At 71.3% G+C, this 13486-nt stretch carries 13 protein-coding genes; 10 read left to right on the top strand and 3 right to left on the bottom strand.

Annotated elements, in window-relative coordinates:
- Nucleotides 1-100: 100 nt before the first annotated feature.
- From OHA84_RS16680 to OHA84_RS16660, 5 genes are all read left to right on the top strand, one after another.
- A complete protein-coding gene (locus OHA84_RS16680) occupies nt 101-931 on the top strand; it encodes a phosphatase (protein WP_053682970.1) in 831 nt (276 codons plus the stop codon).
- 114 nt (nt 932-1045) lie between these two features.
- Nucleotides 1046-1255, top strand: coding sequence for a helix-turn-helix domain-containing protein (locus OHA84_RS16675; RefSeq protein WP_008738568.1), 210 nt, complete (start codon nt 1046-1048; stop codon nt 1253-1255).
- Between the two features lie 140 nt (nt 1256-1395).
- Nucleotides 1396-1494: a 30S ribosomal protein bS22 gene (locus tag OHA84_RS16670; protein WP_003948845.1), complete on the top strand. Its 99-nt coding sequence runs from the start codon at nt 1396-1398 to the stop codon at nt 1492-1494.
- Between the two features lie 95 nt (nt 1495-1589).
- Nucleotides 1590-2663 carry an NAD-dependent epimerase/dehydratase family protein gene (locus OHA84_RS16665; RefSeq protein WP_053682980.1) on the top strand — a complete coding sequence of 358 codons (1074 nt, stop codon included), beginning with the start codon at nt 1590-1592 and terminating at the stop codon, nt 2661-2663.
- Nucleotides 2663-3637: a lysophospholipid acyltransferase family protein gene (locus tag OHA84_RS16660; RefSeq protein ID WP_053682968.1), complete on the top strand. Its 975-nt coding sequence runs from the start codon at nt 2663-2665 to the stop codon at nt 3635-3637. Before OHA84_RS16665 ends, OHA84_RS16660 begins: the two co-directional genes overlap by 1 nt.
- 66 nt (nt 3638-3703) lie before the next feature.
- Here the strand turns inward: OHA84_RS16660 and OHA84_RS16655 are convergent, their stop codons facing one another.
- From OHA84_RS16655 to OHA84_RS16645, 3 genes are all read right to left on the bottom strand, one after another.
- Complete coding sequence (locus OHA84_RS16655; protein WP_053682967.1) at nt 3704-4906, bottom strand: DUF5667 domain-containing protein; 1203 nt, start codon at nt 4904-4906, stop codon at nt 3704-3706.
- Between the two features lie 231 nt (nt 4907-5137).
- A complete protein-coding gene (locus tag OHA84_RS16650; protein ID WP_053682965.1) occupies nt 5138-5944 on the bottom strand; it encodes an ECF subfamily RNA polymerase sigma factor, BldN family in 807 nt (268 codons plus the stop codon).
- Between the two features lie 394 nt (nt 5945-6338).
- Complete coding sequence (locus tag OHA84_RS16645) at nt 6339-7343, bottom strand: HAD family phosphatase (RefSeq protein ID WP_266971014.1); 1005 nt, start codon at nt 7341-7343, stop codon at nt 6339-6341.
- Nucleotides 7344-7523: 180 nt separating this feature from the next.
- Here OHA84_RS16645 and OHA84_RS16640 point away from each other — a divergent pair, with 180 nt between their 5' ends.
- The 5 genes from OHA84_RS16640 (at nt 7524) to OHA84_RS16620 (ending at nt 13307) form a co-directional block, all read left to right on the top strand.
- Nucleotides 7524-7802, top strand: coding sequence for a glutaredoxin family protein (locus OHA84_RS16640; protein WP_266947963.1), 279 nt, complete (start codon nt 7524-7526; stop codon nt 7800-7802).
- A 273-nt stretch (nt 7803-8075) separates the two neighbouring features.
- On the top strand, nt 8076-8900 hold the full coding sequence (locus OHA84_RS16635; protein ID WP_053682961.1) for a redox-sensing transcriptional repressor Rex: 825 nt from the start codon (nt 8076-8078) through the stop codon (nt 8898-8900).
- Nucleotides 8897-10669: a glutamyl-tRNA reductase gene (locus OHA84_RS16630; protein ID WP_053682959.1), complete on the top strand. Its 1773-nt coding sequence runs from the start codon at nt 8897-8899 to the stop codon at nt 10667-10669. Before OHA84_RS16635 ends, OHA84_RS16630 begins: the two co-directional genes overlap by 4 nt.
- Nucleotides 10666-11634: a hydroxymethylbilane synthase gene (hemC, locus tag OHA84_RS16625; protein WP_053682957.1), complete on the top strand. Its 969-nt coding sequence runs from the start codon at nt 10666-10668 to the stop codon at nt 11632-11634. Before OHA84_RS16630 ends, hemC begins: the two co-directional genes overlap by 4 nt.
- Nucleotides 11631-13307 (top strand): bifunctional uroporphyrinogen-III C-methyltransferase/uroporphyrinogen-III synthase, encoded by a 1677-nt coding sequence (locus OHA84_RS16620; protein WP_053682955.1) that lies wholly within the window; start codon nt 11631-11633, stop codon nt 13305-13307. The genes hemC and OHA84_RS16620 overlap by 4 nt, the downstream gene beginning before the upstream one ends.
- The last annotated feature ends 179 nt before the right edge of the window (nt 13308-13486 follow it).

Raw genomic sequence — 13486 nt, 5'->3', positions numbered from 1 at the left:
CGGGCCGGCGGGCGGGACACGAGATGCATCGTTACGCCAACTGTGGGGCTGTTCGCAGGAATTGAGACTCCGCCCCGTTCGGTGCGGGAGCATCGGCAGGGTGTTGAGCACCGGAGCGTTGCGCGCGCACCTGCTGGCCGCCCGGTTGGCCGGGCCCGTCGCCACGTCGCGGGAGGAAAGCCTGCGCAGTTACCGGCTGTTCGCGGCGAGGGATCCGCGGCTGCTGCTGGGGCTGGACCCGGAACGGGGTTGGGGCGAGAGTGATCTGCTGAGGCTGATGGCGGACAAGTGCGGTGTCTCGGCGGATCCCGCGCACGTCAGCGGGCCGGACGTGATCGACCCGGAGCGGACGGTGGCCGCGCTGGAGGCCTTCGCGGGGAGGTTGGGCGAGGCGGCCGGGGCGCGGTCGCCCGTGCTGTTCGCGACCGGGCATCCCCACCGCCTCCTGGGGTTCTACGCCAGTTTGGCCGAGGCCCTGTCGGCGGTGGGATGTGTTGTCCTCACTCCGGCGCGGGGGGTGCGCATCGACATGGCGACCCGGTTCGGCGTACGCCCGCACAGCATCGATTACGTACGGGGAGTCGCATTGGTGCGGGAACCCGGCGCGCGGCCGGCGGGGAGTGCGACCGGCGCGCACACCCATTCACCGCTGCCGGTTCGGGTCGCGTTGGGGGCTCTGGCGGAGGCCGGCGAGCCGCTGCCGGAACTGGTGGTCGGGGACCACGGATGGGTCTGCGGTGCAGGTCAGCTCGGTGTGGACGCGATCGGGCTGGCCGATACGGACGATCCCGCGCTGTTCGTCGGCGAGGCCGAGGGGCGGGTCTCGGTGGCTGTTCCACTTGATGACGGGGTGCGCTCGGACTACTACCGACCGCTCACGCGCTACGTGCTCGGCCGGGCGGGGCTGCCTATGCGCCAGGAGTGGCTGTAGCTCCTCTTCCCCACTCGTATCACACGCCCCTACTCTGGGGAGTGAGCGTGCGACGACGGGGCGTAACCGGAGGGGAAGCCGGTGCCCGTCATGCGCGGAAGGTCAAGGTGTGTCATGGCTGCTGGCGAGAGGCCTCTCAGTGAGGTTCAGTTCCTGACCGTGGCGGAGGTCGCCTCGGTGATGCGAGTGTCGAAGATGACCGTGTACCGCCTGGTGCACAACGGTCATCTGCCCGCTATCCGGGTGGGCCGGTCCTTCCGGGTCCCCGAGAACGCGGTTCACGAGTACCTCCGAGAGTCCTATGTGGGGGTGGAGTCGGCCTGAGAATGACCGGCGAAAGCCCTCGGATTACAAGCTCAGAGTTTGGGCGGGTAGGCTAGGCCGACGTAGGTCGTGTGGGCCCAGACGCCCCGCACCGTTCTCCGTCAACGCGGGGATGTTCCGAGAAGTGAGCGAGGGTAGTCGTGGGCTCTGTTATCAAGAAGCGGCGCAAGCGGATGGCTAAGAAGAAGCACCGCAAGCTGCTCAAGCGCACCCGCGTCCAGCGCCGTAACAAGAAGTAAACGGCAGCTGTACGTGTTTTCCGCAGCCCCTCCACCATCCTGGTGGAGGGGCTGCGGTGCAGCCGGGGTACTTCTTCGAGGGAGGCGCTGAGCTCGTGGGGAAGGTCGTGCTCGTCACCGGGGCTGCCCGGCAGCTGGGAGGCCGCTTCGTGCGGCGCATCCAGCACGAACCGGACGTCGAGCGGGTGATCGCGGTGGATGCCGTGAGCCCGCCGCACCGGCTCGGTTCGGCCGAGTTCGTGCGGACGGACATCAGACAGTCGGCCATCGTCCGGGTGCTCGCGGAGCACTCCGTCGACACGGTGGTCCACCTGGCCGTCACCGGGGGCAGTGCGGGGTCGGGCGGTGCGCGCAGCGCCGTCAAGGAAACGAACGTCATCGGGACGATGCAGCTCCTCGGGGCCTGCCAGAAGTCGCCGACGGTGCGACGGCTCGTGGTGAAGTCCAGTACCAGTGTGTACGGGGGCACCTCGCGGGATCCGGCGGTCTTCACCGAGACCACGCAGCCGAAGTCGCTGCCTCCGGCCGGCTTCGCGAAGGACGCCGCCGAGGTCGAGGGGTACGTGCGGGGCTTCGCGCGAAGACGACCGGACGTGGCCGTGTGCGTGCTGCGGTTCGCGAACATCCTGGGTCCGTACGCGGATTCCGCGCTCGCCGAGTACTTCTCGATCCCGGTGATGCCGACCGTGTTGGGATACGACCCGAGGTTGCAGTTCGTTCACGAGGACGACGTGGTGGACGTGTTGCGGTTGGCGGCCGGGGAGCCCCGGCGCGGGACGCTCAACAGCGGGACCTTCAACATCGCCGGCGACGGGGTGTTGCTGCTGTCGCAGTGCGCGCGCCGGCTGGGGCGCCCGACGGTGCCGCTGTTGCTGCCCGCGGTGACGTGGGTGGGGTCGGCGTTGCGTGCGGTCGGGGTGACGGACTTCTCGCCCGAACAGATAAGGCTTCTGACGCACGGGCGGGTCGTGGAGACCACCCAGATGCGGGACACCCTCGGGTTCGCGCCCCTCTACACGACGGCGGAGACCTTCGCGGACTTCGCCCGGAGCCGGGGGAGCGGTCTGCTGCCGCCGGAGCGGGTCGGTCGCACCGTGGACCGGGTGGCGGGCATGCTGAAGGCGGATCTGTCGAGTGTGAAACCGGTGGCCGAGGGAGCGAAGAGATAGTGGCGGACGCGAAAGTCATCCCGTTCGACGAGGACCGGCCGCGTCGGCGGCCGCCGCGGCGGGTGCGGGTCGCGCCACCGGTCGAGCCCGATCCCGTGGTGGAGCCGGTCCCGGCCGAGCCCGCGACGGGCGGGGCGGGGTGGGACCGGAGGATCGCCGGCGGGCTGGCGTTCCTGCGGCGGCGGATCACCGGGGAGTACGAGGTCGATGACTTCGGCTACGACAAGGAGCTGACGGACCAGGTCCTGATGTCCTTGATGCGGCCGCTGTTCGACAAGTACTTCAGGGTCGAGGTCAAGGGCGTCGAGAACATCCCGAAGGAGGGCGGCGCGCTGATCGTGGCGAACCACTCCGGGACGTTGCCGCTGGACGGTCTGATGCTCCAGGTCGCGGTGCACGACCACCACCCCGCGGAGCGGCACCTGCGCCTGCTGGCGGCGGATCTGGTGTTCATGCTGCCGGTGGTGAACGAACTCGCCCGGAAGGCCGGGCACACGCTGGCCTGCGCGGAGGACGCGCAACGGCTGTTGGAGGCCGGGGAACTGGTCGGGGTGATGCCGGAGGGCTTCAAGGGGCTGGGCAAGCCCTTCGGGGACCGGTACAAGCTCCAGCGGTTCGGTCGGGGCGGGTTCGTGTCGACGGCGCTGCGCGCGGGAACGCCGATCGTGCCCTGCTCGATCGTGGGGGCGGAGGAGATCTACCCGATGGTCGGCAACGCGAAGACGCTGGCGCGGCTGCTGGGGGTCCCCTACTTCCCGATCACGCCGACGTTCCCGTTGCTGGGGCCGCTCGGCGCGGTGCCGTTGCCGACGAAGTGGACGATCCAGTTCGGGGAGCCGATTCCCACGGACGGGTACTCGGCGGAGGCCGCCGAGGATCCCATGTTGATGTTCAACCTCACGGACCAGGTGCGGGAGCAGATCCAACACACGCTGTACCGGCTGCTGGTGCAGCGGAGGTCGGTGTTCTTCTGAGCCGCTTCTTCCGAGCGGGTCCGTGTGAGGGCCGGAGGGGACTGTCGAGCAGTCCCCTCCGGCTTTTCACTCGGTGTCCTCCGCCTGGATGCCCAGCCCCGGCAGTAGGCCGGGGAGGAGCGGCGGGAGGGTGATGTCCGGCTGCGGGAGCTCCGGAGTGGTGGACGGGGGTGGGGTGGACTGGTCCTGCGACGGCGGGTGGAGCAGATCGCCCGTACCGCCGAGGAGGCCGCCGCCGGGGGCCGGGGTTTTGCTGGTACCCGGTGCCGGCGTGCTCGGGGTGGACGCCGCCGGGGCACCCGACGGGGGTGCGGACTTTTGTTTGCCCGCGGGCGTGCTCGGCTTCGCCGAGGTGCCCGGGGTGGAGCCGCGGGTCTGCGCCGGTGGCTTCGGCAGCAGGCCCTGGAGCGGCGCCACGTCCTCGTCTATGGCCTGGAAGACCGACTCCACTTCTCCGCCCACGTCGGTGAGCTGCGCCGGGAGCTTCTCCCGGAGCCGGCCCCACGCGTCGCGGTGGGAGCGGGAGAACGACGAGAGCGTCTGGATCGGTCCGAGGGAACCGTCCCGTTCGTACGCCGCCTGGAGGAGCCGGTGGCCCTCCGCCGCATCGTGTTTCATTCCCGCCAGCGCTCGGCGGATTTCGCCCAGGGACTCGTGGTCCAGTACGCCCGTCCGGCCCCGCTCCATCAGCCTGCGGGCCTCCGACAGCCGGTTCGAGGCCTGGTCCAGGTACAGCTCGCCCCGGTCCGAATCCTCGTCGGCCATCCCCAGCTTCAGATCCTCCATGCCCCGTTTGACGGGGTAGAGGGAGTCACCCGGTAGGGCGTCCGTGCTGGCAGCGGCCACGCCGCTGAAGGCCCCTGCGGCCACACCCACGGTGAGGCCACCTGCTGCGATGCCCTTGGACCAGCGGGAGCGGGGCCGCAATTTCCGGAGCGAGGTCGCCCGGTGGGCGCCGCGGCCGGTCCGCTGTTCGGGCACCAGAGGGTCGGCGGCGGCGCCTCCGGCCCTCTCCTCCATCACCATGGCCTCCATGGCTGCGACGAGCTGGGCTCGTTGCACCACTTTGACCTCGGGGTCCAGCGCTGGGCGCGGCATTTCGCCGAGCACGCTCGCCAGGGCCAACAACCGGTCGTGGTCGGCAGGTTCGGCAGGTGCCTCGGACTGCTCGGCCGCCGGGTCCGGTTCCGAAAGGTCGGATGGGGTCCGATCCTCCAGGGCCTGGGCGAAGGCGTTCGCCCGCCGGTGCGGAGTCACGTTCGCGATCACTGGCGGCACCTCCTCTCGTCATGACGATCGACTCCCCAAGGTGTCCGGAAGGTTGCCTGCCTTGAGCACATCCACACTTTCGAGTGAGCGGCTTCGGGCAGGGCGTGTCCACAGGGAGCCTGCATTCCGCACAACGAGCGGCGCGGCACTTGGGTTACGGACGAAGGATGATCGGACCACAGCGTCATCAGAGTCATCGGCAGGGGTTACAGAGTGTGAGTAGGGCCGCGGTCAGCGGGCGTCGTCCGGGAGCAGGCGGGCCAGCGTGCGGACCGCCCGGTACTGGAGCGTCTTGATGGCGCCCTCGTTCTTCCCCATGACTCTGGCCGTCTCGGCGACGGACAGGCCTTGGAGGAAGCGCAGGGTCACGCATTCCTGCTGCTGCGGGTTGAGTTTCCGTACGGCCTCCAGGAGGGCCGCGTTGGAGAGGGATTCGAGGACGGAGTCCTCGGGGCTGCGTTCCACCTCGTTGGCGTCGAGCATCTCGCCGGTGGTGACCTCCAGCCGGAAGCGGCTGGACTTGAAGTGGTCGGCCACCAGGTTGCGCGCGATCGTCACGAGCCAGGCCCCGAAGTCTCGGCCCTGCCAGGTGAAGGTGGAGATGCGGCGCAGCGCGCGCAGGAAGGTCTCGCTGGTGAGATCCTCCGCGGTCGCCTTGCCGCCGACGCGGTAGTAGATGTAGCGGTACACCGTGTCGCTGTACTGGTCGTAGAGCCGGCCGAAGGCCTCGGCCTCGCCGGCCTGGGCGCGTTCGACCAGGTCCATCATGCGGGCCTGGTCGCTGTCCGCCGTGGGGCGGCGGGCGGCGGGCGCGCCGGCGGCGGTGCCGCTTGAGCTTCCGCCCGAGCGGCCGCGTCTGCCCACGGTCGCTCCGCCGTCGGTCAGGGCATAGCAGGGACCGGCCGGGCCGAGGCCGGCAGGGATCGCGGCGAAGGCGGGGACGGCGTACGCGGTGGGGACGAAGCCACGCAGGTGGTCGAGGACCGTTGCGCGCAGCGTAGCCAGGCCCGAGGCGTCAACCCCGACAGGTGGGTACACGGGACTCCCAGAGGCAGAGCTTCCATCACGTGCAGTGCGGGACCGTTCACCCGTCGTGGCGACAGATGGGCGGTGGCATGCGTTTGAGGAGAATAACGCTTCGTACAGGCGGCGCTACACCCAGTTGCTCAAATCACCGGTTACGACACTTCTGTTGCGTGTCGAGGGCATATTCGGTCGCAGATGGTGATCGATTCTTGATCGGTTGGGTGCGCGGAATGGAAGCTTCCACAGTGGCTCGCGACCGAGTCGAGCCTGCGGGAGTGCCTCGCCGGACGTGGGGGTAAGGCTGGGGGAATGACCGCCGGGCGGTCCGCCCGGGGGCGGCGAAAAGCCGCCGGGCGCGGGCCGGGCGGCTTTTCGCAGGCGGGGTGAGGGAGCCGGGGCGGAGCGGCTACCTGCGGCGGCGGTGCAGGGCGATGGCGGCGGCGGTGCCGCCCGCGAGCGCGCCGACGCCGGCGGCCGCCGGGACGCCGACCTTCACGGCCTTGCGGCCGGTCCGATAGTCGCGCAGTCGCCAGTCGTGGGCACGGGCATGCTTGCGCAGTTTTGTGTCGGGATTGATCGCGTACGGATGTCCGACGAGCGACAGCATCGGGATGTCGTTGTGCGAATCGCTGTAGGCGGCGCAGCGGTCGAGGTCCAGGCCCTCGGCGCCGGCCAGGGCGCGTACGGCCTCGGCCTTGGCGGGGCCGTGCAGGGGTTCGCCGACCAGTCGGCCGGTGTAGACGCCGTCCACGGACTCGGCGACGGTGCCCAGGGCTCCGGTCAGGCCGAGGCGGCGGGCGATGATCGTGGCGGTCTCGACGGGGGCGGCGGTGACGAGCCAGACCTTCTGTCCGGCGTCGAGGTGGGCCTGGGCCAGGGCGCGGGTGCCCGGCCAGATCCGCTCGGCCATGTACTCGTCGTAGATCTCCTCGCCGATGGACATCAGCTCGGAGACCCGGTGGCCCTTGACGATGGACAGGGCGCTGTCGCGGGCGTCCTGCATGTGCTCGGGGTCCTCGACGCCCGCGAGTCGGAACCAGGCCTGCTGCCAGGCGAAGCGGGCGAGTTCGCGGCGCTGGAAGAACTCGCGCTTGTAGAGGCCGCGGCCGAAGTGGAAGATCGCGGCGCCCTGCATGACGGTGTTGTCGAGGTCGAAGAAGGCGGCGGCGAGGTCGTCGCCGGGGACCGGGAACTCGGGCTCGGCGGGCGCCTGCGGTGCTTCGGCGGCTTCCGCTTCCGCGATCGAGCGGGCGGCGTCCGGCGCGTCCGGCGTCGGATCCGGAGCCTCGTCGAAAGGTGGCGCCTCGGCCTGAGCGGTCTTGCGCGCTGCCTCGGCAGAGGCCTCGCCTGCCAGCACGCTCCGCGCGGTTGCGGAGCGCCTACGGGGGGTGAGCCATCCCAGAGCGGCCATGACGCGAGCATAGCCATTGTGTTCGGGAGTTCCCGAACCGATGGGAAACGGAGGTGTGAACTCTGCGAGGCGCGCGGTCCGTGCGCGGGGGTCGCGGGCGGCGCGGGTCGTTCCGTACGGGGTGCCGGCGGGCGCTGCCGAGGGGTCCCGAGGGGCGTGGGGGCGCGGGAGAATGAGGACATGAGTCCTCTGCTGCGTCGTAAGGAAAAGAAGCGCCCCGAGGAGCGGCTGGTCACGCTCGTGGGGAAGCCGGGGTGTCATCTGTGCGACGACGCCCAGTCGGTGATCGAGGAGGTCTGCGCGCAGACCGGGGCGCGGTGGGAGAAGAAGGACATCTCGCAGGACGAGGAGCTCTACCGCCGCCATTGGGAGCAGATTCCGGTGGTGCTGGTGGATGGTGAACAGCACACCTTCTGGAGGGTGAACCCTGAGAAGCTGCGTCGGGCATTGGAGGGCTGACCGTCCGGGCGGTTACCATCATGGGCGATTTGTGGGGACTCGGGGGCGTATCGATGAGGAGTGTGTACCGTTTTGCCCCCCTCGGGATTTGAACGGGTTCGGCCCGTTCCGGGTTCCCGTGCCGTAGGACCGGCCCGCGTGACCCCGGTCACTTTGGACGGACAAAGCGGACACAATCTTTGTGCACGCGTTCACAAAGACATAGCCTGCATTCGACGGGGCGGTCCTGGGACAAGTGGCCGCCTGCAGCCCCGCTCATCCCGCAGGAGCATCGTGGCAACTGGCCGAACTCACCGACCGGCGACCCGCAGCCGAGGTATTCCCGAGGCCACTGTCGCCCGGCTTCCGCTGTACCTGCGCGCACTCACCGCGCTCTCCGAGCGATCGGTGCCCACGGTGTCCTCCGAGGAGCTCGCGGCCGCCGCCGGAGTCAACTCCGCGAAGCTGCGCAAGGACTTCTCCTACCTCGGCTCGTACGGCACCCGCGGTGTCGGGTACGACGTCGAGTACCTCGTCTACCAGATCTCCCGCGAGCTCGGTCTGACGCAGGACTGGCCCGTCGTCATCGTCGGCATCGGCAACCTGGGCGCGGCCCTGGCCAACTACGGCGGATTCTCCGCGCGCGGGTTCCGCGTCGCGGCGCTGATCGACGCCGACCCGGCCATGGCCGGGAAGCCCGTCGCCGGCATGGCCGTGCAGCACACCGACGAGCTGGAGAAGATCATCGAGGACAACGGCGTCTCGATCGGGGTCATCGCGACCCCGGCCGGCGCCGCGCAGCAGGTGAGCGAGCGGCTCATCGCCGCCGGGGTCACCTCCATCCTGAACTTCGCGCCCACCGTGCTGTCGGTGCCCGAGGGCGTGGACGTGCGCAAGGTCGACCTGTCGATCGAGCTGCAGATCCTCGCCTTCCACGAACAGCGCAAGGCCGGTGAGGGCGCCGCTGCCGCCGCTGCCGCCGGATCCCTGTCGGACGACGAGGACACCGGTACGGGAGCCGCTCCCGCCGCCGCCCTGGTCCCGCCCGCGGGACGCGCCGCCGCCACCTCGCGCAAGGGCAACCCCGAGGGTGACGTGCCGGCGGTGATGCCGGCATGAGTCTGCTCGTCGTAGGGCTGAGCCACCGCAGCGCGCCGGTCAGCGTGCTGGAGCGGGCCTCCCTGGCCGTCGATGCCAAGGTGAAGCTGCTGCACGACACCCTCGCCGCCGAACCGGCGACCGAGGCGACCGTGCTCGCCACCTGCAACCGGATCGAGCTGTACGCCGACGTGGACAAGTTCCACGCGGGTGTCGCCGAGCTGTCGACGCTGCTCGCGCAGCACAGCGGGGTGGCCCTGGAAGAGCTCACGCCCTATCTCTACGTGCACTACGAGGACCGGGCGGTGCACCACCTGTTCTCGGTGGCGTGCGGGCTGGACTCGATGGTCGTCGGCGAGGGGCAGGTCCTCGGCCAGATCAAGGACGCGCTGGCGCTGGGGCAGGAGCTCCACACCGCCGGGCGGCTGATCAACGACCTGTTCCAGCAGGCGCTGCGGGTCGGCAAGCGGGCGCACTCGGAGACCGGGATCGACCGGGCCGGGCAGTCGCTGGTGACCTTCGGGCTGGAGCAGTTGGCCGTCCACGAGCCGGTGGACCGTTGGGCCGAGGGCAAGCGGGCGCTGGTGATCGGCGCCGGCTCGATGTCCTCGTTGGCCGCGGCGACGCTGGCGCGGGTCGGGGTCGCCGAGATCATGGTGGCGAACCGGACCATCGAACGCGCGGAGCGTTTGGCCGAGATTCTGGTTGCCTCGGGCACCGGGGTGGCGGCTCGGGCGGTGCCGATGACCCGTGTGGCGGATGAGCTGACACGTGTTGACGTGGTCGTGTCCTGTACCGGGGCCACCGGGCTGGTACTGACCGGCGACGAGGTCGCGGACGCGCTGTCCAAGGGCTCCGTCCCGATCCCCGCGCCGCAGGCGCCGGTGGAGCCGGGCGGTTCCCCGACGGGATCCGGGGGGCGGGGTTCCGCCCCGGCGCCGGTTTCCGTTCCCCCTGTGGGGACGCGTTCGGGCGGTGTCCCGGTTCCCGCGCGGGACGGGTTCGCCAGTGCCGAGGTCCTGGCACGGCTGGTGGCCGCCGCCGAGGGCGGCCGGCGGCTGGCCGACGCCGGGGCCGCGCGGACCCTGACGGCGGTCGCCGAGCGCGACGACTGCCCGCTGGGCCTGGACGCGCCGACGTCCGACGGGCGTTCCGCGCTCACCGGCGTCGACGCCAACGCCCTCGAACTGCACGGCACCTGGGCCGACCAGGGCGAGGCGGCCGCCCAGCGGCAGCCCCGCCGGAGCCGGCCGGCCGTCGTGAACGGCGCGACCGTACGACTCGCGCTCCTCGACCTGGCCATGCCGCGTGACATCGACGCCGCCGTGCACCGCGTCCCCGGGGTGCGCCTCGTGGACATCGAATCGCTCGCCGAGGCCTCCGCCGACGCGCCGATGGCCGCCGACGTGGACGCCGTGCGCGCGATCGTCGCGGAGGAGGTGGCCGCGTTCGGGGCCGCCCAGCGGGCCGCGCACATCACGCCCACCGTCGTCGCGCTGCGCGCCATGGCCGCCGAGGTGGTGGCGATGGAAGTGGCCCGGCTCGACGGCCGGGTGCCCGACCTCGACGAGCGGCAGCGGGCCGAGGTCACCCAGACCGTGCGCCGCGTCGTCGACAAGCTCCTCCACGCGCCGACCGTGCGCGTCAAGCAGCTCGCCAGTGAGCCCGGCGGCGCCGGGTACGCCGAGGCGCTGCGCGAACTCTTCGACCTCGACCCTCAGACGGTGGCCTCCGTCAGCCGGGCGGACGCGGCCGATCCGAAGAACGACGACCCAGGACGGGCATCATGAACACACGTCCCGACCAGCCCCTCCGGCTTGGCACGCGACGCAGCAAGTTGGCCATGTCCCAGTCCGGGCACGTCGCCGAGGCGGTGCGGGCGGTCACCGGCCGTCCCGTCGAGCTCGTGGAGATCACGACCTACGGTGACGTGTCCCGCGAGCACCTCGCGCAGATCGGCGGCACCGGCGTGTTCGTCACGGCGCTGCGCGACGCCCTCGTCCGGGGCGAGGTCGACTTCGCGGTGCACTCGCTGAAGGACCTGCCGACCGCGCAGCCCGACGAGCTGGTCATCGCGGCGATGCCGCGACGGGAGGACGTGCGCGACGCGCTCGTCGCCCGTGACGGCCTGAGCTTCGAGCAGCTGCCCGACGGCGCGCGGATCGGTACCGGTTCGCCGCGGCGCACGGCGCTGCTCAACGCGTACGCCAGGAGCCTGGGCAAAGTCGTCGAGACGGTCCCGATCCGCGGGAACGTCGACACCCGGATCGGCTTCGTGCGCGACGGGGAACTGGACGCCGTCGTCCTCGCCGCGGCCGGGCTGAACCGGATCGGTCGCGGTGACGAGGCGACCGACCTGCTGTCCGTGGACAACGTGCTGCCCGCACCCGGCCAGGGAGCCCTGGCCGTGGAGTGCCTCGCGTCCGCCACGGACCTCATCGCCGCCCTCGGTGAACTCGACGACTCGTACACCCGAGCCGCCGTGACCGCCGAAAGGTCTCTGCTCGCCGCCCTGGAGGCCGGCTGCAGCGCGCCCGTGGGCGCGCTCGCCGACCTGTTGGCCGACGGGCAGGTTGTCAATGAAATGCGCCTGCGCGGTGTCGTCGGAACGCTCGACGGCTCGACGCTCGTTCAGCTGTCCACCACCGGTCCCGTGCCCCAGTCTCACGACGAGGCCATGGCGCTCGGACGCGAACTCGCGGACGAGATGCTGGCCAAGGGCGCGGCCGGTCTGATGGGGGAGCGATCCCTTTGAACCCCTCAATCCCCACCCACTCCGCTCTTCCGGCGGTCGCCGCTCACGGGCGCGTCACCTTCCTCGGTGCCGGCCCCGGCGACCCGGGCCTGCTGACACTGCGCGCCGTCGAGGCGCTCGGCGCCGCGGACGTGCTGATCGCGGAGCCCGAGGTGCTCGAAGTCGTACGCACCCATGCTCGCGCGGGCGTCGACACGCCGCAGCTGACGGTGGCTGACGAAATGTCAGCAGCCGCCGGTGTCCCGGTGATCCGAGATGCCGCCAATCTTGTCATGGAGGCCGCGCGGTCCGGCAGGCGGGTGGTCCGTGCCGTCACGGGCGACCCCGGGCTCGACGGCAACGCCGCCGAGGAGATGCTGGCCTGCGCGACCGAGGGCATCCCCTTCGAGGTGGTGCCCGGCGTCGCGACCGCCGTCGGCGTGCCCGCGTACGCGGGTGTGCCGCTGAGCGGCGGCCGGGACGCCAAGGGCACGGACGTGCGCTTCGTCGACGCCCGCAACGCCTCGGCGCGCTGCTGGAGCGAGGTCGGCGCGAGCGACGGGATCCTCGTGGTCTCCGCGACCCTGGAGACCGTGTCCGCGGCCGCCGCCGAGCTGGTGTCGGCCGGGCGCAAGCCCGACACCCCCCTCACGGTGACGGTGGCGGGCACCACGACGCGGCAGCGGACCTGGAACGCCACCCTGGGGACCATCGCCCAGGTGTTCAAGCAGGGGAAGGTGCTGCCCTCGCCCGAGGGAGCGCGCCCCGTCATAGCCGTGGTCGGTGAGCACGGCGCGGCCGCGCGCCACGAGGACCTGGCCTGGTTCGAGTCGAAGCCGCTGTTCGGCTGGCGGGTGCTCGTGCCGCGCACCAAGGAGCAGGCCGCCTCGCTCTCCGACCAGTTGCGTTCGTACGGCGCGGTGCCGCACGAGGTGCCGACCATCGCCGTGGAGCCGCCGCGCACCCCGCAGCAGATGGAGCGGGCGGTCAAGGGCCTGGTCACGGGCCGCTACGAGTGGATCGCCTTCACCTCGGTGAACGCCGTCAAGGCGGTGCGCGAGAAGTTCGAGGAGTACGGGCTGGACGCGCGGGCCTTCGCCGGCATCAAGGTCGCCGCGGTGGGCGAGCAGACCGCGGCGGCGCTGGTGGAGTTCGGCGTGAAGCCGGACCTGGTGCCGAGCGGCGAGCAGTCGGCCGCCGGGCTGCTGGAGGACTGGCCGCCCTACGACCCGGTCTTCGACCCGATCGACCGTGTCTTCCTGCCGCGGGCCGACATCGCGACGGAGACGCTGGTCGCCGGGCTGATAGAGCTGGGCTGGGAGGTCGACGACGTGACGGCCTACCGGACCGTGCGCGCGTCGCCGCCGCCGGCGGACACCCGCGAGGCGATCAAGGGCGGCGGTTTCGACGCCGTGATGTTCACGTCGTCGAGCACCGTCCGCAACCTGGTCGGGATCGCGGGCAAGCCGCACAACGTGACCGTCATCGCGTGTATCGGGCCGGCGACGGCCAAGACCGCGGAGGAGCACGGGCTGCGCGTGGACGTCCTGTCGCCGGAGCCGTCGGTGTCGAAGCTGGCGGAGGCGCTGGCCGAGTACGGCGCGGCGCGCCGTGACGCGGCCAAGGAGGCCGGCGAGTCGGTGGCGCGGCCGAGCGAGCGACGGCCGGGAGCGCGGCGCCGACGCACGACGTGAGTCGGTGAGGCCGCTTCGCCGGCCGGTCGAACGGCCGGTCGGGCGGGGCGAGGAGTGACGGGCGCGGCCCGGGTGCGTGTGCGCCCGGGCCGCGTTCGTTTCCGGCGGTGCGCCGGGCCGCGCACCATGCGTGCGGGGTGCGGCCCTAGGCTGGGGGCGACTGCTGTCGAAGTTCGAAG

This window comes from Streptomyces sp. NBC_00513 (assembly GCF_041431415.1).
GTDB lineage: Bacteria > Actinomycetota > Actinomycetes > Streptomycetales > Streptomycetaceae > Streptomyces.
Note: the sequence above shows the minus strand (reverse complement) of the source record. Positions and strands in the feature narration are given on the sequence as shown.